The organism is Micromonospora sp. NPDC005324 (genome assembly GCF_040607155.1).
Classification (GTDB): domain Bacteria; phylum Actinomycetota; class Actinomycetes; order Mycobacteriales; family Micromonosporaceae; genus Micromonospora; species Micromonospora trifolii.
On record NZ_JBEXGE010000010.1, the window covers coordinates 118,430 to 139,255 of the forward strand.

Genomic DNA, 20,826 nt, shown 5'->3' on the forward strand with positions numbered 1-20,826 from the left:
GGGTTCGTGCTCTGATCCTGTCAGCCCGGAGCCGATCCAACGCGGTCGTTAACCGCGATCTAAGGAAGACTTGCGCCGGCGCACAGCCCCGGGGTTTGGCAGGGTCAGTCGTCGGTCGGGCGCTGGCGGGGCCAGCGACGTCCGGTGGCCTTCGTGTCCCGGGCGTCGCGGGCCATCCGACCGACCAGACCGAAGCGGCTGACCTGCCGGGGCGTCGCCTCCGGGTCGGCGAGCAGCATCACCACGCTGGCCCCGCCCAGCCGGGCGCGGTCGATGCTCACCGAGCCGTTGGCCTGCAACGCGACCCGCTTGGCGATGTCCAGCCCGAGCCCGGTCGAGCCCTGGTCGCTGGCGCCCCGGCGAAGTGCCCGGTCCGGGTTGGCGATGCCGGGGCCGGCGTCGTCGATCCGGATCGCCACGTAACCGTCGCGCCGGGACACCGCCACCTCGAACGCGGTGCCCTGCGGGGTGTAGCGGAAGACGTTGCCGATCACCGCGTCCAGCGCGGCGGCGAGTTCGGCACGGGGCACCGGCGCCGGGATGCGCAGCTGGGCGCCGTTGACCCGGTGCGGGCGGTTCTGGTCGCCGGCCAACGCCGCCCAGAACACCATCCGGTCGCGGACCACCTCGCTGACGTCGCACATCGCCGGCCCGGCCTCGAGCGCCACCGTCTTACGGGTGGTCTTGATCAGCACGTCGATCTCACCCTCCAGGGTGACGATCGCCTGCCGGATCCGCCGGATCCCGCGCAGCCGGTCCAACTCCGCCGGGCTGAACGAACCCACGCTGGTGTCGTCGGACTCCAACGCCTCAGCGTCCAGGCGCAGCACCGTCAACGGGGTACGCAGACGATGCGACAGGTCGGCCACCAACTCCCGCTCGTCGGTGCGGGCGGCGTCCAGCCGGTCCGCCATCCGGTTGAAGGCGTACCCGGCCTCGGCCAACTCGCGCGGACCGGTCGGCTCGACGCGTACGCCGAGGTCGCCGTCGCCGACGGAGAGCGCGGCCTTGACCAGACCCCGGGTCGAGTCCACGGCGCGGGCAGCGACCCGGTCGACCACCAGCACCGCCGCGCCGGCCATCGCCGCGCCGACCGCGAACAGCAGCAGCCAGGTGCCGCCGGCGCCCTCGCCCAGCGTCGACTCCGGAAGGAACACCTCGACCACGGCCGTCCGGTCACCGAGGACGACCGGATCGAGCCGGGCCACACCCCCGTCGACGTCGACGACCAACGACTGGCGCTCGGAGCGGGCCCGGTCCAGATCGCTGCCGCTGGCCCGACCGGCGGACTCGTCCAACCCCAACCCGTGCACCACGGGCCGGGTGGGGGCGCCCTCGGCGCTGGCCACCACGGCACGCTCGACGACCGCCGGGTCGGTGCTCACCGCCAGCGCGCCGGTCACCAGCGCGCTACGCCGCGCCGCGTCGGCGATCGCCTCGTCCCGGCTCTGCTCCCGCAGGCTGAGCCCGAGCGGGATCAGGAACGCGAGCGCCACGAGACTGCACATGCCGGCCGTGAGCAGAGCCAGCGCCGTCCTCAGTCCGGTGCCACCAGCCGGAATCCGACCCCCCGCACGGTGCGCAGGTAGCGCGGCTTCGCCGCGGACTCGCCCATCTTTCTGCGGAGCCAGTACAGGTGAACGTCGATGGTCTGATCCTCGCCGACCGATGGCTGCCGCCATACCTCCTCCAAGAGTTCCCGGCGGGACACTACCCGCCCCGGTCGTGCGGCGAGATACGCCAACAGGTCGAATTCCTTGCGGGTCAGCGCCAACGGCTCCCCGTCGAGCTGGGCGCTGCGTTCACCCACGTCCACCCGCAGCCCGCCGACGCTGTGCACAGCGGGCTGCACGGACCGACTGGCCCGGCCGGCCCGGCGCAGCACTGTGGTGATCCGGGCGTCCAGGTGCGCGCCGGTGAACGGCTTGACCATGTAGTCGTCGGCGCCGGCGCGCAGCAGCTTGACCACCGACTGCTCGTCGTCGCGGGCGGTGGCGATGATGATCGGAACGTCGGTGATGCCGCGCAGCATCCGCAGCGCGTCCGAGCCGTCCAGGTCCGGTAGGCCGAGGTCGAGCACCACAAGGTCGGGTGTCTCCGCGGCGACCCGGCGCAGGGCGTCCAACGCCGTACCCACGGCGTGCACGGCATGCCCCCGGTCGGTGAGGGACCGCAGCATCGCGCCGCGTACGACGTGATCGTCTTCGACCAGGAGCACGGAGGCCACGACAAGACCGTACTTGGCCTGGCAAGTTGATCGCGTTGCGGCGTGCCTGGCGACCGGGCAAGCTGGTACGACGATGTCGTTCACCCTGTTCGCCGATGCCCGCCTGGCGCTCGCCCGGGACAGCCTCGCCGGTCTCTCCACCGGCGACGCGCTCGGCGCGCAGTACTTCCTGTCGGGCCCGGCGCCCGTGGATCTCGCCGCCGACGCGCTGCCGCCAGGGCCCTGGGAGTGGACCGACGACACCGAGATGGCCTGCTCGGTCCTCGCCCAGTTGGCCGACTCCGGCGGCATCGACCGGGACCGGCTGGCCCTCTCCTTCGCCGAGCGGTGCACTGAGCGCCGAGGCTACGGCGCGGGCGCGACGCTGATCCTGGGGCTGATCCGTGACGGCACCCCGTGGCCGCTGGCCGCCGCCTCCGCCTTCGACGGGCAGGGCTCCTGCGGCAACGGCGCGGCGATGCGGGTCGGCCCGCTGGGCGCGTACTTCGCCGACTCGACGGCGCGCGCCGCGGCGCAGGCCCGCGCGTCCGCCGAGGTGACGCACGCGCACCCGGAGGGGATCGCCGGGGCGGTCGCCGTTGCCGTCGCCGCCGCGCTGGCCACCCGGGCCCGCCTCGACGGGCACCGGCCGGCCCCGGAGCGTCTGCTCGCCGGGATCGCCGCCGCGCTCGACCCCGGCACCGAGGTGCACCGGGGCGTACACCGGGCCGGTGGGCTGCTCGGCCGGCCGCTGCCCCAGGTGGTCGCGGCGCTCGGCAACGGCTCCCGGGTGACCGCCCAGGACACCGTCGGGTTCACCCTCTGGGTGGCCGCCACCCACCTCGACGACTACCCGGCGGCCGTCGGGACGTGCGTACGGGCCGGTGGGGACGTGGACACCACGGCCGCCATCGCCGGAGCGGTGGTGGCGGCGCACACCGGCGTCGGCACCCCGGGCGGGGTGCCCGAGCAGTGGCTGGCCGCCCGCGAGCCGCTGCCTACCTGGCTCCCCTGACCCCGGAGGGCTGTCCCGGCCTGCGCGGGCTGCCCTGCTCACGATCAACTCGGCTTCCTGTAGGTCGGGTCGTTCGGGCGGCGCGGATGCCGCGGTTTTCCTGAGAGCCGGGTGGATCACCGCTGAATCGGGCTCTTCGGGCGGCGGGGATGCCGCGGTTTCCTGGAAGCCGAGTGGATCACCGCGACGCCGCGGAGACGGCGGGCGTCGGTTCGGCGGGCTGCGGCTCGGCGGGCGTCGGTTCGGCGGGCTGCGGCTCGGCGGGCTGCGGTTCGGCGGGCGTTGCGGTCTTGTCCGCGCGGCCGGTGATCTCGGCCAGGGTCGCGGCCTCGTCGCGCTTCTCGGCCTCGTCCGGGTCGCCGGTCACCTCGGCGAGCGCGGCAGCCTCGCCCGGGTCGCGTCGGCGCCACCGGCTGACCAGCCAGCCGATCGCCGCTCCACCGCCGAGCCCTGCCAGCAGGCCGGCGGCCAGCATCCTGTCGGCGCTGCCCTCGTCGGCACCGCCCGATCGGCCCGGAGGTGCGGCGTCCACACCGTTGTCCGCGGCGGGTGGCGCCCCGGCCGCCGGGCCGGCGTGCCCGCCGTGTGCGGCCGGACCCGCCGCGCCGGGCGCCGCCGGCAGCAGGGTGAGCGCCGGGGCCCGGTGCGGGCCGGTGGCGTCCGCCCACCGGACCACAGTGCCGTCGGCGTACGTCTGGACGACCTCGAAGGTGAGCCGCTCGGCCTGTGGCATCGGGCCCATGGAGAGCGCCAGCCGAGCCGGCCCGGGGTCACTCGCACCGACCCGGACCCAGGTCACCGCGGTCGTCACAGTGCTCACCCCGGAGGAGTGGATACCGGCCACCGGCTTGTCCAGGGTGCGGGAGCTGATCCGGGGCGCCCAGCCGTTGACCGACATGGGGTAGACCTCGGCGATCGGCGCGTCGGCCGGCAGCCGGACCTCGATCTGGTTGGTCTTCGTGCCAGCCCGCTCCTCCGGAACGCTGAACTCCAGCCGCACCGCGTCGCCCTGCCGGGCCTCGGTCGGGGTGGTCGTCACGTCCGCCGCGTACGCCGTGCCAGGCCAGAGCAGCAGCCCAGCGGCGGTCACCGCGGTCGCCGCCACGATCCGCCGCCGACGGCCACCGCCGTACGTGCTCGCCATCTCGTGCCCCCATCCGTGTCGACGCGGCCGGCACCGGTTTCCGGCCACACCTTCTAGTTCGGCTGCGAGACGCGAAAGGTTCAACGTCAGCGGTAAGGAGGTGCCGTTCCCGGTCGGGGGCGGGGCGACCGCTAGCATCGGCAGGAGCCGAGGATCGGCACCATTTCGTACCAGTTGGAGGAGTCACCGTGTCCGCACCCCGTACCCCCGCCGTGGCCGACCCCGTCGTCGTCGCCGCCGGGACCACGGCGGCCGACGCGGTGGCCGCGGCCGGACTGCCCGCGAACGGCCCCAAGGCGATCGTCGTGGTTCGCGACCCGCAGGGCCAGCTGCGCGACCTGGACTGGACGCCGGCCGAGGAGACGGTCGTCGAGCCGGTCAGCCTGGACTCGCCCGACGGGCTCACCGTGCTGCGCCACTCCACCGCGCACGTCCTCGCCCAGGCCGTGCAGGACATCTTCCCCGAGGCCAAGCTGGGCATCGGCCCTCCCATCGAAAACGGCTTCTACTACGACTTCGACGTCGACAAGCCGTTCCAGCCCGACGACCTCAGCAAGCTCGAGAAGCGCATGCAGGAAATCATCAAGTCCGGGCAGCGGTTCCGTCGCCGCCGCTTCGGCAGCCTGGACGAGGCGCGCTCCGAGCTGGCCGAAGAGCCGTTCAAGCTGGAGTTGATCGAGGTCAAGGGCGAGGGCCTGGACACCGACGAGGTGATGGAGGTGGGCGGCGGCGAGCTGACCATCTACGACAACCTCGACGCCAAGGAGGACAAGGTCTGCTGGTCGGACCTGTGCCGGGGCCCGCACCTGCCGACCACCCGACTGATCGGCGCGTTCAAGCTGATGCGCTCCGCCGCCGCGTACTGGCGGGGGTCGGAGAAGAACCCCCAACTTCAGCGGGTGTACGGCACCGCGTGGCCGACCCGTGACGAGCTCAAGGCGTACCTCAAGCTGTTGGAGGAGGCCGCCCGGCGCGACCACCGCAAGCTCGGCGCGGACCTCGACCTGTTCAGCTTTCCCGACGAGATCGGCTCCGGCCTGGCGGTCTTCCACCCCAAGGGCGGCATCATCCGCCGCGAGATGGAGCACTACTCGCGGCGGCGGCACGAGGAGGCGGGGTACGAGTTCGTCAACACCCCGCACATCAGCAAGGCGCAGCTGTTCCAGACCTCCGGTCACCTGCCGTACTACGCGGACACCATGTTCCCGCCCATGCAGTTGGAGGGTGCTGACTACTACCTCAAGGCGATGAACTGCCCGATGCACAACCTGATCTTCAGTGGGCGCGGGCGGTCGTACCGGGAGCTGCCGCTGCGGATGTTCGAGTTCGGCACTGTCTACCGGTACGAGAAGTCCGGCGTCGTGCACGGCCTGACCCGGGTCCGTGGCCTGACCCAGGACGACTCGCACATCTACTGCACCCGCGAGCAGATGGCCGGCGAGCTGTCCGCGCTGCTCAGCTTCGTGCTGGACCTGCTGCGGGACTACGGCCTGGACGACTTCTACCTGGAGTTGTCGACCCGGGACGACTCGCCCAAGTTCATCGGGGCCGAGGAGGACTGGGCCGAGGCGACCGAGGCGCTGCGGACCGCCGCCGCGACCTCCGGTCTGGACCTGGTGCCCGACCCGGGCGGCGCGGCGTTCTACGGGCCAAAGATCTCGGTGCAGGCGCGGGACGCGATCGGCCGGACGTGGCAGATGTCCACCATCCAGGTCGACTTCAACCAGCCGGAGCGGTTCGGGTTGGAGTACCAGGCCGCCGACGGCACCCGCCAACGGCCCGTGATGATCCACCGGGCGCTGTTCGGGTCCATCGAGCGGTTCTTCGGGGTGCTCACCGAGCACTACGCGGGCGCGTTCCCGGCCTGGCTGGCGCCGGTGCAGGTGGTGGGCATCCCGATCCGCGAGGACCACACCGACTACCTGCACGGCTTCGTCGCGGCGCTGCGCGCCGAGGGCATCCGGGCCCAGGTGGACGCGGGCGACGACCGGATGCAGAAGAAGATCCGTACGGCGCAGCAGCAGAAGATCCCGTTCATGGTGATCGCCGGTGACGACGACGTGGCCGCCGGCACGGTCTCGTTCCGCTACCGTGACGGCTCCCAGCGCAACGGGGTACCGATCGCCGAGGCGGTGACCCACGTGCTGGACGTGGTCAGCTCCCGGACCAACATCGGCCCTTCGGCCGCCGCGGAGTAGTAGCGACGCATGCCCGGCCGGCCGCGCCGGCCGGGCACGCGGGGCTGTCAGATGCCGCAGTTCGGCGCTGACCAGCCTCCGACCGCCGCCACGTGGGTGTGGTCGTTGTGGTCGGGGTAGCCGGGGCCGAGGATCTGCCCGAAGCCGTGGTTGCGGGCCTGCTGCGCCAGCCGGCAGAACGACGGTGAGCCGACCAGGTCCACCCCGTCGCCGTACAGGTGTCGGCTGTTCGACGCTCCGCCGACCGCGCTGTTGCAGGCGTAGCTGCGGAAGCTGCTGCTGATCGCGATGGACACGTCGCCGAGGGCGTGCCGCATGGCCTGGAGCTTCCACATCGAGACGAGCGCGTTGAACCGGGCGGTGCTCGCCGAGACCGCGCCGCCGGACCAGTCGCTGTTGCACTTGTTCAGCTCGGGGTAGCTGAAGTTGGCCGGGGTGCAGTCGTCGTCCTGGAGGGCGTAGAGCCGGTTGAACGTCTGTGGGCCGGCGATGCCGTCCGCGGGCAGCCCGTACGCCTGCTGGAAGCGGATCACCGCCGATCGGGTGGCCGGGCCGTACGCGCCGTCGAGGGTGAGCACCGCGCCGTAGCCGGGGTAGCCGGCGACCCGGATCTGGAGTTGCCGGACGTCCTCGCCGGACGCCCCCTGGGACAGGGCGCGTCCCCAGGTGTAGCAGCCGTCCGCCTGGGCCGCGCCGGCAGTGAGGGTGACGCCGGCCACTGTGGTGGCGGCTGTCAACGCCAGTGCCGCGAGGAACCTGCCGAGCCGTCGGAACATGTAAACCTCCATCAATGCATGGAAGTACGTGGATGCATGGAAGCTTCAGGCTTCCGCTTTGATTCGTCAAGAACTTGCAGCACCGGGTTTCCCCGACGGCGGGTGTCGCGGCGTGCCCGTGAGGCTCCGTAGGATCGGCTCGTGACAGGGGCGGAACGGCACACGGACAGTGACGGCATGGCGGACGGCCTGGAGCGGCTCTGGACGCCGCACCGGATGACCTACATCTCCGGCGAGGACCGCCCGGCCGAGGGCTACGAGAAGCCGACCGGCTGCCCCTTCTGTCGGGGGCCGAAGCTGCCACCGGAGGAGAGCCTGGTGGTGGCCCGGGGCGAGCACGTCTTCGTGGTGCTCAACCTCTACCCTTACAACCCGGGGCACCTGCTGGTCTGCCCCTACCGGCACGTGGCCGACTACACCGACCTGGACGTGCCGGAGACCACCGAGCTGGCGTCGTACACCCAGGCCGCCATGCGGGTGATCCGCAAGGTCAGCAACGCCCACGGCTTCAACCTGGGCATGAACCAGGGCGGGGTGGCCGGCGCCGGCATCGCCGCACACCTGCACCAGCACGTGGTGCCGCGGTGGGGTGGCGACGCGAACTTCATGCCGGTGATCGGCCGCACCAAGGTCCTGCCGCAGCTGCTCGGCGACACCCGCGACCTGCTCGCCCGCGCCTGGCCGTCCTGACCGCCGCCGGCCCGCGCCGGCCGCGCGGCCTTTTCGCCGGTCCGGCTAGTCGGCGCGCAACAGCGGGGTCAGCTCCGACCAGCTCTCCACACGGTGTACGCGGGGCAGCAGCGCGGCGTGTGCGGCGACCTCGGCCTTGCGGGGCCGGAACAGGAAGCGGTGCGGCACCGAGTCGAGATAGCCGAGCACCTCCAGCTTGTCGTCCACGAAGTGGGTCAGGCCGAGGCGTCTGGCGATCGGCGCCTTGTCCGCTCGGGTGCGGCAGAAGTGCACCCGCTCGACCGGGACGCCGGTACGCGCCGGAAAGTCGTGGTGGGCCAGCCACTCCCGGGTACGCCGCTCGGTGGCCTCCCCGCACTTGGACACCAGGTGCACCTCGTCGAACGCCGGACCGAGCGCAGCCAGCGCGTCGAACACCCCGACGACGGCCGGCGTACGCAGGTAGTGCGCGCCGAAGAACGAAGTGTCCGCGTCGTCGTCGGCCGGCTCGATGATCACTCCGCCGATGTCCACCCCGAGCCGTCGCATGGCGTTGATCATGCCGCACCGTGACCGTCTCCGTGCCCTCGCGTGTCCGCCCGCGGATCTGCTACGCCCCGGCCCGCCGAAGGTGGCACGATCGGCCGATGGCAGTCACGACACGGTTGTTGGGGCGCAGCGGCATCGAGGTCAGCGCCCTCGGCATGGGGTGCTGGGCGATCGGCGGGCCCTGGTCGGAGGGCACCCAACCGCTGGGCTGGGGCGCTGTCGACGACGACGAGTCGGTGCGGGCGGTACGCCGGGCGCTCGATCTGGGCATCACCCTCTTCGACACCGCCGACACGTACGGGGCCGGGCACGGTGAGCGGGTCCTCGGTCGCGCGCTCGCCGGTCGCCGCGACGACGCCGTGATCGCCACCAAGTGGGGTTACACCTTCGACGAGGCCGGCCGGCAGGCCACCGGCGAGGACGCGTCGCCCGCGTACCTGCGCGGTGCCGTGGCCGCCTCGCTGCGCCGGTTGCACACCGACCGGATCGACCTCTATCAGCTGCACCTGGCCGACCTGTCGGTGCCGAGGGCGCAGGCGCTGATCGGGACCTGCGAGGACCTGGTGGCCGAGGGCCTGATCCGCGCGTACGGGTGGAGCACCGACCGCCCCGACCGGGCCGCCGCGTTCGGGCACGCCGCCGCCGGTGCCACCGCCGTGCAACACAGCCTGTCGGTGCTGCGCGACGCCCCCGAGCTGCTCGCCGTCTGCGACAAGTACGACCTGGCCAGCGTCAATCGGGGTCCACTCGGGATGGGACTGCTCACCGGCAAGTACACGGCCGCGTCGACGCTGCCCCGCGACGACGTACGCGGGCTCGCTCCGGGCTGGTTGGAGTGGTTCCGGGGTGGCCGGCCGGCACCGGAGTGGCTGCGCCGGGTCGGGGCGGTCCGTTCCGCGCTCACCGCCGACGGGCGCACACTCGCCCAGGGCGCGTTGGGCTGGATCTGGGCGCGCAGCGGTCGCACCATCCCGATCCCGGGCTGCCGTACTGTCGCCCAGGTTGAGGAGAACGCCGCAGCGCTGCACCGGGGCCCACTGCCGGCGGACCAGTTCGTCGAGGTGGAGCGTCAGCTCGCCGCCGTCCGCACCGCGGCCCTACGCGACGCCGACCGTCCCCACTGGCCCCGCCCCGCCCACCCCACAGTCCACCCCTGACCAAACCCCCCATCCCCGCGCGGCTCCGCGCTCGCGTCGTCCCCCGCTGGCGCCCCGCCGCGCCGCGTCGCGCGCCGATCTGTCCGGTCGATCATGGAGTTGTGGTGCTCCACAAATCGGTCATAGCTTGACCTTCTGCCCACCGCAACTCCATGATCGACCGCGAGTCACCCTCACCCTCGCCGATCTTGCACTTACTGCCGGGACTTGCGGCGCAAATAGCGGCAAAACGACGACAGCAAGTGCAAGATCGCCGGGCTGGGCGTCGTCGACCACGTGTGCTGGGGACTCGGACTGGCGGCGCAGTTGGGCGTCCTTTGCTCTGCTTCAACGGGCGCAACAGCATGACGCTGCTGCTGTTGCGCCCGTTGAAGCAGAGCAAAGGACGTGAAGCAGTCACCGGGCTCGGGGCGCAGGCCCGGGGCCCGGGACGTTGAGCGGGGCGCGGCGTGCGGTTACGGGGTTTGTTCCTTGCGGGTCTGGTCGGCCAGGTGGGCGGGCATGGGGTCGTGGCGGACGAAGTGACGGCGGAAGGTGCCGGTGCCGGCCGTCATCGAGCGCAGCTCGACGGCGTACCGAAGCAGTTCGGTGGCCGGCACTTCGGCGCGGACGAGGGTGCGGCCCTCGGTGTCCGGGTCCGGTTCGGTGCCGAGCACCCGGCCGCGTCGGCCGGACAGGTCGCCCATCACCGTGCCCACCGAGCCGTCCGGGACCCGGATGGTGACCTCGTCGATCGGCTCCAGCAGGGCCGGCTGGCCACGCTCGGCGGCGTCGCGCAGCGCCAGCGCGCCGGCGGTCTGGAAGGCCGCGTCGGAGGAGTCGACGCTGTGCGACTTGCCGTCGACCAGTGTCACCCGCAGGTCCACCACTGGGTGCCCGGCGACCAGCCCGCGCTCCAGTTGGGCGCGGACGCCCTTCTCCACTGACGGGATGTAGTTGTGCGGCACCGCGCCGCCGACCACCCGGTCGACGAACTCGAAGCCACTGCCTCGGGGCAGCGGCTCGACCTCGATGTCGCAGACCGCGTACTGGCCGTGGCCGCCGGACTGCTTGACGTGGCGGCCGTGCCCCTTCGCGGGCACTGTCAGCGTCTCGCGCAGCGACACCGTGACCGGCTCGGTGTCCAGCTCGACGCCGCCGGCGCGTAGCCGGTCCAGCACGACGTCGGCGTGTGCCTCGCCCATGCACCAGAGCACCAGCTGGTGGGTCTCCGGGTTGCGCTCCAGCCGCAGCGTGGGGTCGCCGGCGACCAGGCGGGCGAGGTTACGGGCCAGGGCGTCCTCGTCGGCGCGGCTGCGGGCGGCGATCGCCACCGGCAGCAGCGGCTCCGGCATCTCCCAGGGGGCGACCAGCAGCGGGTCGTCAGTGGTCGAGATGGTGTCACCGGTCTCGGCGCTGCCCGACTTGGTGATCGCGCAGATGTCGCCGGCGACGCAGAGCGACACCTCCCGCAGGGTTGCGCCCAGCGGGGTGTAGATGTGCCCGACCCGCTCGTCGGCGTCGTGGTCGGGGTGCCCACGTTCGACCATGCCGTGCCCGGAGACGTGCACGGTCGCCTCGGGGCGCAGCGTGCCGGAGAAGACCCGGACCAGCGAGACCCGACCGACGTGGCGGTCGACGGTGGTCTTGACGACCTCGGCGACCAGCGGCCCGGCCGGGTCGCAGCTCAGCGGCGGACGCGGCGAGCCGTCCACGCCGGTCACCGCCGGCAGCTCGTGCTCCAGCGGCGACGGGAACGCGGCGGTCAGGACCTCCAGCAGCACGTCCAGCCCGACACCGGTCTGGGCGCAGACCGGCACCACCGGGTAGAAGTGGCCGCGGGCGACAGCCTTCTCCAGGTCGTCGATGAGCACCTCGTCGCCGATCTCCTCGCCGTCGAGGTAGCGGTCCATGAGGGTCTCGTCCTCGCTCTCGGCGATGATCCCCTCGATCAGCTCGTCGCGGGACTCGTCGATGGCCCGCTGGTGCTCCGGGTCCGGGTTGCGGACGTCGGCGGGCAGCCCGGCGCTGTAGTCGAAGACCCGACGGGTGATCAGGCCGAGCAGACCCTCGGTGGACACCCCGTCGTCGCCGAGCATCGGCAGGTAGAGGGGCATCACGTTGTCACCGAAGAGGCGCTGGCAGAGCGCCACCGTCTCGTCGACGTCGGCGCGGGGCTGGTCCAGTCGGGCCACCGCGACCGCGCGGGGCATGTCGACAGCGGCGCACTCCTCCCAGAGCGCCACGGTGGCCGCGTCCATGCCGCCCGCGGTGGACACCACGAAGAGCGCGGCGTCGGCGGCCCGCAGCCCGGCGCGCAGCTCTCCGACGAAGTCGGCGTACCCGGGAGTGTCCAGCAGGTTGACCTTGATGCCGTTGTGCAGCAGCGGCGCGCACGACAGGCTGACCGAGCGCTGCTGGCGCACGGCGGCGGGGTCGTGGTCGCCGACAGTGGTGCCGTCGGCCACGGTGCCGGCGCGGCCGATCGTGCCGGTCGCCGCGAGCAGGGCCTCGACCAGTGTGGTCTTGCCCGCCCCGGAGTGCCCGACGAGCACCACGTTGCGAACCCGCTCGGGCTCGGTGACCACCGGCGTGCCGCCGGTGGAACCCTTCTCGTGACTCTTCTGCGCCATGGGGCGCACCTCCCTCAGCCGGTGGTGGTGGCGACCGCCGCGCGACGGAAAGCGGCCCGGGGCGAGTGCGCGGCGATATCCTCCGGTGGTCTGCTGCACAGCGGGAACGGGACGGGCGGACGGGTGAGCTGGCTCACCTCCCGGCTCGATCTCACACCCGTTGCCGGGTAGGCACAAGCCTCCCCCGGGCGGGTCGGCGGTACCGTCCGTATCGCCGGAGCTGGGCGGACCGTTATCGTGGGGACCGCCATGGCGAAGATCTTCCAAGTGTCGGCCCGCGCGGGGATGACCCGCGTCGTCGAGCCGATTGCCCGCGCCCTGCTGCGCGCGGGCGTCACCCCCAATGCCGTCACCGTCGCGGGCACCGTTGGTGTGCTCGTCGGCGCGCTCGGCTTCGGTGCCCGCGGCCATCTGGTCGCGGGCGCGTTGATTGTCACTCTGTTCGCGCTCACCGACCTGCTCGACGGGACGATGGCCCGGATGAGCGGCGGCTCCACCAGGTTCGGCGCGTTCCTCGACTCAAGCATGGACCGGGTCGCCGACAGCGCCGTCTTCGGCGCGGTCGCGTACTGGCTGGCCACGCAGGGCGACCACTCCGGGGTGGCCGCCGCGTTGGTCTGCCTGGCCGTCGGAGGCCTCGTCTCCTACGTCAAGGCCCGCGCCGAGGGGCTCGGCATGACCTGCAACGTGGGCATCGCCGAACGCACCGAGCGACTGCTCATCGTCGGGGTCGGCGGGATCCTCACCGGTGTCGGTGTCGATCCGGCCCTGGAGATCGCGCTGTGGCTGCTCGCCGCCGTGTCGATCTTCACGGTGGGGCAGCGGATGACGCACGTCTACCGCCAGGCCCAGCAGCTCCAGCCGGACGGCCAGGCGTGAGTGGGGTGCCGGCGACCCGGCGTCGGACGACCGGCGGCCGAGTCGCGTGAACCTCACCGAGCTGGGCTACATCGCCGGGTGGCGGGTGGTCCGCGCGCTACCCCGGCCGTTGGTGGCGGCGGCGTTCCAGGTGGGCGCGGACCGCGCCCACCGCGCCGGCGGCGGGGGTACGGCCCGACTGCGCGCGAACCTGCGCCGGGTCGTCGGCCCGGAGCTGCCCGACGCCGAGTTGGACGATCTCGTCAAGCGCGGGTTGCGCTCGTACGCCCGGTACTGGATGGAGGCGTTCCGCCTGCCAGCCCTGAGCCGGTCGCAGATCCTGTCCGGTTTCCGGCTCGACGGCGCCGAGCTGCTCGCCGCCGACGTGGCCGCCGGTCGGGGCGCGGTGGTGGCCCTGCCGCACGCCGGTAACTGGGATGCGGCGGGCGCCTGGGTGGCGGCCACCGGTTGGCCGATCACCACCGTCATGGAGCGGCTCAAGCCGGAGGGCGTGTACAAGCGTTTCCTGGCCTTCCGGGCGAGTCTGGGGATGGAGATCCTGCCGACCCACGGAGGGTCGCGTCCGGCGTTCGACGTGTTGCTGGACCGCCTGCGGGCCGGTGCGGTGGTGCCGTTGCTGGCCGACCGGGACCTCTCCGCCCGGGGGGTGGAGGTGGACTTCTTCGGTGGGAAGACGCGGATGCCCGCCGGGCCGGCGTTGCTCGCGTTGCACACCGGTGCGCCGCTCTACGTGGCCTCGCTGTGGTACGAACCGGATGCCGCCTGCGCGTCGCTGGCTGGTCCGTTGCCGGTGCCGGGGCCCGAGGTGGGGCCGCTGGACCAGCGGGTCCGGTCGCTGACCCAGCTGATCGCCGACCGTCTGGCGGCGGGTATCGCCCAGCATCCGGAAGACTGGCACATGTTGCAGCGGATGTGGCTGGACCAGGCGAGGTCGGGGGAGGGCGCGGCGCTGCCCTCGTCGGCCTCCGGCCAGGCCTGAGGAGGTGGGCTGACGGATGCGGATCGGCATCGTGTGCCCGTACTCCTTCGACGTGCCCGGTGGGGTGCAGAACCACGTCATGGACCTCGCCGAGGCGCTGATCACGCTGGGCCACGAGGTCAGTGTGCTCGCGCCGGCCGACGAGGATTCGCCGCTGCCGGAGTACGTGGTGTCCGCCGGCCGGGCCGTTCCGCTGCCGTACAACGGGTCGGTGGCCCGGATCGCGTTCGGCCCGGTGTCGACCGCCCGGGTACGGCGGTGGATCACCAACGGTGACTTCGACGTGCTGCACGTGCACGAGCCGCTCACGCTGAGTCTGTCGCTGCTGGCGGTGCTCTCCGCCCGTGGCCCGGTGGTGGCCACGTTCCACACCGCGATGACCCGTTCGCGGGTCCTCGCCGCCGCGCAGGGTGTGCTCCAGATCGTGTTGGAGCGGATCACGGCCCGGATAGCGGTGAGCGCGCTGGCCCGCAAGGTGCAGGTCGAGCACATGGACGGCGGTGCTGTGGAGATCCCCAACGGGGTGGCCGTGGCCAAGTTCGCCGACGCCGAGCCGTTGCCGGGCTGGCCGGGGGAGTGCGCGGCCGGCACCGGTGGCACGCTCGGCTTCCTGGGCCGGTTCACCGAGGCACGCAAGGGCTTCCCGGTCCTGCGCGACGCGTTCGTGGCGCTGGCCGCCACCCGGCCCGGTCTGCGGTTGCTCGTCGCCGGCCCGGGTGACCCCGACGCCCTGTACGACCAGTTCCCGGCCGAGCTGCACGAGCGGATCACGTTCCTCGGCCTGGTCAGCGAAGCGGACAAGGCGCGCATGCTGCGCAGTGTCCACCTCTACGTCGCACCGAACACCGGCGGTGAGTCGTTCGGCATGATCCTCACCGAGGCGATGGCGGCCGGTACGACTGTCGTCGCCAGTGACCTGGACGCGTTCCGGCGGGTGCTCGACGGTGGGCGGGCCGGTCGGCTCTTCCCGACGGGCGACCCGGTGGGGCTGCGTGACGTGCTGGGCGAGCTGCTGGACGACCCGGCCGCGCGGGCCACCCTGAGTGCCTGCGGCGATCAGGTGGTCGCGAATTTCGACTGGCCGGTGGTTGCTCGCCGCGTTCTGGAGGTATACGCAGCGGCGATCGAGGCAACCGACGGGCGGGTCATCGACCAGGAATGGGTGGGGCTGAGCTGAGCCGGTGTGACGGATGGTGCGGTGGTGACCGGCGGGACCGGTCCGGCCGCGCCCAATCGGACGAAACGGAGCAGCACTACGATGCCGCACATGTGGTGGGTGGTGGCCGCGAGCGTGGTCGTGGGGCTGGTCGCGGCGTACCTCATCTGGACCGCCGGCCGGGTCGAGCGGCTACAGGGCCGCGCGGAGCTGGCGGCCCGGGCCCTCGACGCCCACCTGCTGCGCCGCGCGGCGGCAGCCGCGGTCCTGGCTGAGCGGCGTTTCGGCGTCGAGCTGTACGCGGCGGCCCGGATCGCCCTGGACGCCAGCCCGGACGAGCGGGAGGCGGCGGAGAACGACCTCACCCGGCACCTGCGTTCCGTTCAGTTGGATCCGGGCGACCCGGACTGTGGGGCGGTCATCGCCGCGAGTCGTCGGCTCGCGTTGTCCCGGCAGGTGCACACCGACCTGGTCCGGGACGCCCGCTCGGCGCGCAGCCGGCCGCTGGTGCGCCTGTTGCGGATGGGGCGGGGCCGGGAGTGGCCGCGCTACTTCGACATCGACGACCCGACCCTCGTCGTGCCGGCGGACGTCCCCGCCGCCTGACCCTCTGCTCCCAGACGGGCGGGGGCGGGCTGGTGACCACTGCCACACAGCAGGCCACCGGGGGTCTGATTGGCTGTCGGTACGGCGTTGAACCGCGCGTAACATTTTCGCTGCCACCCCCAGAGCATGTCCAAGGAGCGATGACCCGTGCCCGAAAACACCGCCTCGAACACCGGTACCGCCCCCGTCGTCGGCACCGCCCGCGTGAAGCGTGGCATGGCCGAGATGCTCAAGGGCGGCGTGATCATGGACGTCGTCAACGCCGAGCAGGCCAAGATCGCTGAGGACGCCGGTGCCGTCGCGGTGATGGCCCTGGAGCGGGTGCCCGCCGACATCCGCGCGCAGGGCGGGGTGTCCCGGATGAGCGACCCCGACATGATCGACGGGATCATCGAGGCGGTCTCCATCCCGGTGATGGCCAAGGCCCGCATCGGCCACTTCGTGGAGGCGCAGATCCTTCAGTCGCTCGGCGTGGACTACGTCGACGAGTCCGAGGTGCTGACCCCGGCCGACTACGCGAACCACATCGACAAGTGGGCGTTCACGGTGCCCTTCGTCTGTGGCGCGACCAACCTGGGCGAGGCGCTGCGCCGGATCACCGAGGGCGCGGCGATGATCCGCTCCAAGGGCGAGGCCGGCACCGGTGACGTCTCCAACGCCACCACCCACATGCGGAAGATCCGACAGGAGATCCGTCGGCTGGCCTCGCTGCCAACCGACGAGCTGTACGTCGCGGCCAAGGAGCTGCAGGCCCCGTACGAGCTGGTCAAGGAGGTCGCCCAGAGCGGCAAGCTGCCGGTGGTGCTGTTCACCGCGGGCGGGATCGCCACTCCGGCCGACGCGGCGATGATGATGCAGCTAGGCGCGGAGGGTGTCTTCGTCGGTTCCGGCATCTTCAAGGCGGGCAACCCGGCGCAGCGGGCCGCGGCGATCGTCAAGGCGACCACCTTCCACGACGACCCGGACGTGCTGGCCAAGGTCTCCCGGGGTCTCGGCGAGGCGATGGTCGGCATCAACGTCGACGAGATTCCGCAGCCGCACCGCCTGGCCGAGCGCGGTTGGTGAGCGCGAGGAGTGAGCCGTTCTTGCGAGCCCCGCAGTCGCGAGGAAAGGACGGGTTGGTGAGCGCGAGGAGTGAGCCGTTCTTGCGAGCCCCGCAGTCGCGAGGGAAGGACGGGTTGGTGAGCGCGAGGAGTGAGCCGTTCTTGCGAGCCCCGCAGTCGCGAGGGAAGGACGGGTTGGTGAGCGCTCGTTCCGGGCGGGGTGACGCGGAGGGGAACGGTGCGAACATGACGGCACCCGTGATCGGTGTGCTCGCGCTCCAGGGCGACGTCCGCGAGCACGTGGCGGCGCTGGCCGCGGCGGGCGCGGACGCCCGCCCGGTCCGCCGTCCGGCGGAGCTGGACGCGGTCGACGGCCTGGTCATCCCGGGCGGCGAGTCGACCACAATGAGCAAGCTCGCCGACATCTTCGAGATGCGCGAGCCGATCGACAAGCGGATCGCCGACGGCATGCCGGTCTACGGCTCCTGCGCCGGAATGATCATGTTGGCGACCGAGGTGCTCGATGGCCGACCCGATCAGCGCGGCTTCTCCGGCATCGACATGACCGTCCGGCGCAACGCGTTCGGCCGGCAGGTCGACTCGTTCGAGGCGCCGGTGACAGTGGCCGGGGTGCCGGGCGAGCCGTTCCACGCGGTGTTCATCCGCGCGCCGTGGGTCGAGCGGGTCGGTGCCGGCGTGCAGGTCATCGGGGTGGTGTCCGACGGCCCCGCCGCCGACCGGATCGTGGCGGTCCGACAGGGCAATCTGGTGGCCACCTCGTTCCACCCGGAGCTCACCGGTGACCTGCGGGTGCACGCGTACTTCGTGGACCTGGTCCGCGCCGTCCGCTGAACGGCGGGCGACCGCGCCGGGCTGTCCATGATGCTCGCCGCGGTCGTGACGTCGTCCAGGGGTTTTTGTCCCGTCTGCCCTGGTCGATGGGGGCCGGGCGGTAGTGCCGCGCGCGGTGCATGACAGGGACCCGGGGGACGTCGGTAGGATTGCGGAGATTCGGCAGGGCCATCTGCCCGCCACGGCTTCCACCAGAGCTGACCGGCACCTCCGCGTGCGCCGGCGGGAGCGGGGCGTGAGCGGTGCGGTCGATGCAGACGGCGGGTAGCAACGGAGGTAGAAGATGTCCGGCCACTCAAAGTGGGCGACGACCAAGCACAAGAAGGCCGTCATCGACGCCAAGCGCGGCAAGATGTTCGCCAAGCTGATCAAGAATGTCGAGGTGGCCGCGCGGATCGGCGGCGGTGACCCGACCGGCAATCCGACGCTCTTCGACGCGATTCAGAAGGCGAAGAAGAGTTCGGTGCCGAACGACAACATCGATCGCGCCGTCAAGCGCGGCTCCGGCCTGGAGGCTGGCGGCGCCGACTGGCAGACGATCATGTATGAGGGGTACGGCCCGAGCGGCGTGGCCATGCTCATCGAGTGCCTCACCGACAACCGCAACCGCGCGGCGACCGAGGTACGGACCGCGCTGACCCGCAACGGCGGCTCGCTCGCCGACGCCGGCTCGGTGTCGTACATGTTCTCCCGCAAGGGCGTGGTGATCGTCCCCAAGGAGGGCACCAGCGAGGACGACGTGATGCTGGCCGTCCTCGACGCCGGCGCCGAAGAGGTCAACGACCTCGGCGAGGCGTACGAGGTGGTCTCCGAGCCGACCGACCTGATCCCGGTGCGCACGGCGTTGCAGGACGCCGGCATCGAGTACGAGTCGGCCGAGTCCTCACTGATCCCCAGCGTCAACGTGCCGCTGGACGAAGAGGGCGCACGCAAGATCTTCAAGCTGATCGACGTCCTGGAGGACTGCGACGACGTGCAGAACGTCTACGCCAACTTCGACGTCAGCGACGACGTGATGGCGGCGGTCGACGCCTGACCCCGCCACACCCCCGCCCCACCCCGCCGCGATCTTGCACTTTCTGACCCGACAGACCGGTCCACTCACGGCATATCGTCACCCGAAACTGCAAGGTCGCGGCTGGGTTGGGGGTGGGGTGGCGTTGAGCGAGGAGGTGTTGCGGTAATGGAGCGGTTCGCGCCTGGCGACACTGTGGTGCGGCGTGAGGTGCTGCGGGGTGAGGTCTGGTTCGGCTGCCCGACGATCTGCGTCGAGGATTCGCCCGACCTGCTCGCGCTCTACCTCCCACCGGGGGCCGAGTTCGGCTTCCCGGACACCGGCGTCTTCCCCTGCGGACGGCACCCGTGGGAGGCCGCCGGACACCGCTCCTGGTCCGGGCACGGCAAGCTGATGCTGCAACGCCCCGGTGAGGCGCACTCGATCGACGTGTTCTGGGCCGGGCCGGCGCGCGACTTCGCCGGCTGGTACTTCAACCTCCAGGACCCGGTCCGGCGTACGCCGATCGGGGTGGACACCCTGGACCACGAACTGGACCTGTGGTGGGCGGCGGACGCCGACCGGTACGTCTGGAAGGACGTGGAGATGTTCGCCCAGCGCCTCGTCGAGGGGCGCTACCCGGGCATGGCGGACGCCATCCAGGCCGAGGGTGACCGGATCGCCGCCCTGCTCGACGGGGGTGAGCGCTGGTGGGACCGGGCGTGGGCCGCCTGGCAGCCCGACCCCGCCTGGACGGTGCCCCCGCTGCCCGCCGGCTGGGATCAGGTGCCGACCGCGCGGTGACCGGCGGCGCTCCACCCGGCCGCTCGGCCCGGCCCGTCAGCCTTCCGGTCGGGGATCGACCAGGAACGCCTGGTCCGCGCCGTTGGTGCACCGCTCGACCAGCGCCTCGGCCGACACCTCGGTGTCGTCGTCGCGGAGCCCGACGCACAGATTCGTGCCGCTCGGCCTGATGCGGTACGAGGTCGGCGCGGATGCGGTCGGCTCGAAGCGGAACAGCTGCGACGAGTTGGTGTCGCTGCATTTCTGCCAGGGTTCGAGCATGTTCCGACCGGGATCCTCGGCGCGGACGGTGAGGCAGCCCGGCCCGTGCGCCGGGTGGTTCCACTTGATGAAGTACAGCCCGTCGGCCGCCGGCTCCAGGTAGGTGTCCGGCGGGGTGGCGTCCACGCAGGGACGCTGGACCAACACCTCGCTCCGGTACTGCCCGGTGCGGTCGCGCCCCTCGCTGAGGCACAGCTGCGGGCTGCGGACGGGGTGGATCCGGCTCAGGCGCGCGTCCGGCGCGATCGTCCGGCTGGCGTCGGCCTCGGGGCTGGCCTCGTCGTCCGGGCTGGCGCTGTTCGCCGAGGGGACGTCGGAAACCCCCGGGGTCGGGCCGCCGCGCTGACCCGTCTGCTGTGTGTCGTCGGGTCGTTGAATCCAGGCGACCACGCCGACCACTGCCAGCAGCACCACGACAGCGAGAATCGTCAGCGGTGTGCGCCGTGCGAACCACCACGCCCGCCCCGGGCGTTGCACCACGGCCGGTGCCGCGTCGGCAGGCGAACGGTCCGCTGTGCTGCCGTCGCTCGGCTGGTCCGACGCGGGCGACCTCGGCGCGTACGCGTTCACGGCGAGATGGTGTCGCGCCCGTAGCCACGTCTCGACCTGGTCCTCGGCGCCGCAGGCCCGAACGAACGCCGCCACCACCTCGGGTCGCGGCAGTGTGGACCGACGCAGGATGTCGGCCGCTGTGCTACGGGCCAGCACGTCACCCGTCGAAGCGGCGCGCTGCTCCAGCTGCCGGTAGGTCAGCCCTGACCGGTCCTTGAGCTGGCGCAGCATCTCGACGAACTCGGCCGGGTCGGACGCGTCGTCCGGGCGTAGCTCCCCCGTGGTCATCGCACGATTCTCCAGACACCGCCGACGCGGGGGCAAATCGGGTCCCAGTGACTGTCCGAGATGGTCGGACAGGATCCGGACAGGAT

Annotated in this window: 19 protein-coding genes; 12 read left to right on the forward strand and 7 right to left on the reverse strand. The window is 72.1% G+C overall.

Annotation, left to right across the window (positions count from 1 at the left end):
* Window positions 1–104: 104 nt before the first annotated feature.
* Together ABZS40_RS13410 and ABZS40_RS13415 are read right to left on the reverse strand one after the other, a co-directional pair.
* Entirely contained in the window at window positions 105–1,508 is a 1,404-nt protein-coding gene (locus ABZS40_RS13410; protein ID WP_181539338.1) for a HAMP domain-containing sensor histidine kinase, read from the reverse strand.
* A gap of 29 nt (window positions 1,509–1,537) precedes the next feature.
* A complete protein-coding gene (locus ABZS40_RS13415; RefSeq protein WP_091401712.1) occupies window positions 1,538–2,227 on the reverse strand; it encodes a response regulator transcription factor in 690 nt (229 codons plus the stop codon).
* Window positions 2,228–2,300: 73 nt separating this feature from the next.
* Here ABZS40_RS13415 and ABZS40_RS13420 point away from each other — a divergent pair, with 73 nt between their 5' ends.
* Window positions 2,301–3,221, forward strand: coding sequence for an ADP-ribosylglycohydrolase family protein (locus ABZS40_RS13420; protein ID WP_354943553.1), 921 nt, complete (start codon window positions 2,301–2,303; stop codon window positions 3,219–3,221).
* Between the two features lie 178 nt (window positions 3,222–3,399).
* On the opposite strand, the gene ABZS40_RS13425 is transcribed toward ABZS40_RS13420, so the two are convergent.
* On the reverse strand, window positions 3,400–4,365 hold the full coding sequence (locus ABZS40_RS13425) for a DUF1775 domain-containing protein (protein ID WP_354943554.1): 966 nt from the start codon (window positions 4,363–4,365) through the stop codon (window positions 3,400–3,402).
* Window positions 4,366–4,553: 188 nt separating this feature from the next.
* Between ABZS40_RS13425 and thrS the strand changes: the two genes are divergently transcribed.
* Window positions 4,554–6,563, forward strand: a complete 2,010-nt coding sequence (gene thrS / locus ABZS40_RS13430) for a threonine--tRNA ligase (protein ID WP_354943555.1) — start codon at window positions 4,554–4,556, stop codon at window positions 6,561–6,563.
* A 47-nt stretch (window positions 6,564–6,610) separates the two neighbouring features.
* Here the strand turns inward: thrS and ABZS40_RS13435 are convergent, their stop codons facing one another.
* Window positions 6,611–7,339 carry a D-Ala-D-Ala carboxypeptidase family metallohydrolase gene (locus ABZS40_RS13435; protein ID WP_354943556.1) on the reverse strand — a complete coding sequence of 243 codons (729 nt, stop codon included), beginning with the start codon at window positions 7,337–7,339 and terminating at the stop codon, window positions 6,611–6,613.
* 177 nt (window positions 7,340–7,516) lie between these two features.
* Between ABZS40_RS13435 and ABZS40_RS13440 the strand changes: the two genes are divergently transcribed.
* Window positions 7,517–8,029, forward strand: coding sequence for an HIT domain-containing protein (locus ABZS40_RS13440; RefSeq protein WP_354943638.1), 513 nt, complete (start codon window positions 7,517–7,519; stop codon window positions 8,027–8,029).
* 45 nt (window positions 8,030–8,074) lie between these two features.
* Here ABZS40_RS13440 and ABZS40_RS13445 read toward each other — a convergent pair whose 3' ends face one another.
* A complete protein-coding gene (locus ABZS40_RS13445) occupies window positions 8,075–8,569 on the reverse strand; it encodes a hypothetical protein (RefSeq protein WP_354943557.1) in 495 nt (164 codons plus the stop codon).
* Window positions 8,570–8,655: 86 nt separating this feature from the next.
* On the opposite strand from ABZS40_RS13445, the gene ABZS40_RS13450 reads away from it, so the two are divergent.
* Window positions 8,656–9,714, forward strand: coding sequence for an aldo/keto reductase (locus tag ABZS40_RS13450; protein ID WP_354943558.1), 1,059 nt, complete (start codon window positions 8,656–8,658; stop codon window positions 9,712–9,714).
* 455 nt (window positions 9,715–10,169) lie between these two features.
* On the opposite strand, the gene ABZS40_RS13455 is transcribed toward ABZS40_RS13450, so the two are convergent.
* The gene (locus ABZS40_RS13455) at window positions 10,170–12,326 is read right to left on the reverse strand and encodes an elongation factor G-like protein EF-G2 (RefSeq protein WP_354943559.1); all 2,157 of its coding nucleotides are present in this window, start codon (window positions 12,324–12,326) and stop codon (window positions 10,170–10,172) included.
* A gap of 249 nt (window positions 12,327–12,575) precedes the next feature.
* Here ABZS40_RS13455 and pgsA point away from each other — a divergent pair, with 249 nt between their 5' ends.
* The 8 genes from pgsA (at window position 12,576) to ABZS40_RS13495 (ending at window position 19,639) form a co-directional block, all read left to right on the forward strand.
* The gene (pgsA, locus tag ABZS40_RS13460; RefSeq protein WP_354943560.1) at window positions 12,576–13,205 is read left to right on the forward strand and encodes a phosphatidylinositol phosphate synthase; all 630 of its coding nucleotides are present in this window, start codon (window positions 12,576–12,578) and stop codon (window positions 13,203–13,205) included.
* A gap of 46 nt (window positions 13,206–13,251) precedes the next feature.
* The gene (locus tag ABZS40_RS13465; protein ID WP_354943561.1) at window positions 13,252–14,184 is read left to right on the forward strand and encodes a phosphatidylinositol mannoside acyltransferase; all 933 of its coding nucleotides are present in this window, start codon (window positions 13,252–13,254) and stop codon (window positions 14,182–14,184) included.
* A gap of 16 nt (window positions 14,185–14,200) precedes the next feature.
* Window positions 14,201–15,361, forward strand: coding sequence for a glycosyltransferase family 4 protein (locus tag ABZS40_RS13470; protein ID WP_354943562.1), 1,161 nt, complete (start codon window positions 14,201–14,203; stop codon window positions 15,359–15,361).
* Window positions 15,362–15,442: 81 nt separating this feature from the next.
* On the forward strand, window positions 15,443–15,946 hold the full coding sequence (locus ABZS40_RS13475) for a hypothetical protein (protein WP_354943563.1): 504 nt from the start codon (window positions 15,443–15,445) through the stop codon (window positions 15,944–15,946).
* A 147-nt stretch (window positions 15,947–16,093) separates the two neighbouring features.
* Window positions 16,094–17,011 (forward strand): pyridoxal 5'-phosphate synthase lyase subunit PdxS, encoded by a 918-nt coding sequence (pdxS, locus tag ABZS40_RS13480; protein WP_354943564.1) that lies wholly within the window; start codon window positions 16,094–16,096, stop codon window positions 17,009–17,011.
* A 224-nt stretch (window positions 17,012–17,235) separates the two neighbouring features.
* Window positions 17,236–17,841 carry a pyridoxal 5'-phosphate synthase glutaminase subunit PdxT gene (pdxT, locus tag ABZS40_RS13485; protein WP_354943565.1) on the forward strand — a complete coding sequence of 202 codons (606 nt, stop codon included), beginning with the start codon at window positions 17,236–17,238 and terminating at the stop codon, window positions 17,839–17,841.
* 283 nt (window positions 17,842–18,124) lie between these two features.
* Window positions 18,125–18,877, forward strand: a complete 753-nt coding sequence (locus ABZS40_RS13490) for a YebC/PmpR family DNA-binding transcriptional regulator (RefSeq protein WP_112583375.1) — start codon at window positions 18,125–18,127, stop codon at window positions 18,875–18,877.
* Between the two features lie 147 nt (window positions 18,878–19,024).
* Complete coding sequence (locus tag ABZS40_RS13495; protein ID WP_354943566.1) at window positions 19,025–19,639, forward strand: DUF402 domain-containing protein; 615 nt, start codon at window positions 19,025–19,027, stop codon at window positions 19,637–19,639.
* A gap of 36 nt (window positions 19,640–19,675) precedes the next feature.
* On the opposite strand, the gene ABZS40_RS13500 is transcribed toward ABZS40_RS13495, so the two are convergent.
* Window positions 19,676–20,740 (reverse strand): helix-turn-helix domain-containing protein, encoded by a 1,065-nt coding sequence (locus ABZS40_RS13500; protein WP_354943567.1) that lies wholly within the window; start codon window positions 20,738–20,740, stop codon window positions 19,676–19,678.
* Between the last annotated feature and the right edge of the window lie 86 nt (window positions 20,741–20,826).

What these genes read in the sequence shown, in the direction of transcription:
- ABZS40_RS13410 (WP_181539338.1), bottom strand. Translation starts at nt 1,508, where the DNA reads ATGTGCAGTCTCGTGGCGCTCGCGTTCCTGATCCCGCTCGGGCTCAGC.
- ABZS40_RS13420 (WP_354943553.1), top strand. Translation starts at nt 2,301, where the DNA reads ATGTCGTTCACCCTGTTCGCCGATGCCCGCCTGGCGCTCGCCCGGGAC.
- ABZS40_RS13425 (WP_354943554.1), bottom strand. Translation starts at nt 4,365, where the DNA reads ATGGCGAGCACGTACGGCGGTGGCCGTCGGCGGCGGATCGTGGCGGCG.
- ABZS40_RS13435 (WP_354943556.1), bottom strand. Translation starts at nt 7,339, where the DNA reads ATGTTCCGACGGCTCGGCAGGTTCCTCGCGGCACTGGCGTTGACAGCC.
- ABZS40_RS13440 (WP_354943638.1), top strand. Translation starts at nt 7,517, where the DNA reads ATGGCGGACGGCCTGGAGCGGCTCTGGACGCCGCACCGGATGACCTAC.
- ABZS40_RS13445 (WP_354943557.1), bottom strand. Translation starts at nt 8,569, where the DNA reads ATGATCAACGCCATGCGACGGCTCGGGGTGGACATCGGCGGAGTGATC.
- ABZS40_RS13450 (WP_354943558.1), top strand. Translation starts at nt 8,656, where the DNA reads ATGGCAGTCACGACACGGTTGTTGGGGCGCAGCGGCATCGAGGTCAGC.
- ABZS40_RS13455 (WP_354943559.1), bottom strand. Translation starts at nt 12,326, where the DNA reads ATGGCGCAGAAGAGTCACGAGAAGGGTTCCACCGGCGGCACGCCGGTG.
- pgsA (WP_354943560.1), top strand. Translation starts at nt 12,576, where the DNA reads ATGGCGAAGATCTTCCAAGTGTCGGCCCGCGCGGGGATGACCCGCGTC.
- ABZS40_RS13470 (WP_354943562.1), top strand. Translation starts at nt 14,201, where the DNA reads ATGCGGATCGGCATCGTGTGCCCGTACTCCTTCGACGTGCCCGGTGGG.
- ABZS40_RS13475 (WP_354943563.1), top strand. Translation starts at nt 15,443, where the DNA reads ATGCCGCACATGTGGTGGGTGGTGGCCGCGAGCGTGGTCGTGGGGCTG.
- pdxT (WP_354943565.1), top strand. Translation starts at nt 17,236, where the DNA reads ATGACGGCACCCGTGATCGGTGTGCTCGCGCTCCAGGGCGACGTCCGC.
- ABZS40_RS13490 (WP_112583375.1), top strand. Translation starts at nt 18,125, where the DNA reads ATGTCCGGCCACTCAAAGTGGGCGACGACCAAGCACAAGAAGGCCGTC.
- ABZS40_RS13495 (WP_354943566.1), top strand. Translation starts at nt 19,025, where the DNA reads ATGGAGCGGTTCGCGCCTGGCGACACTGTGGTGCGGCGTGAGGTGCTG.
- ABZS40_RS13500 (WP_354943567.1), bottom strand. Translation starts at nt 20,740, where the DNA reads ATGACCACGGGGGAGCTACGCCCGGACGACGCGTCCGACCCGGCCGAG.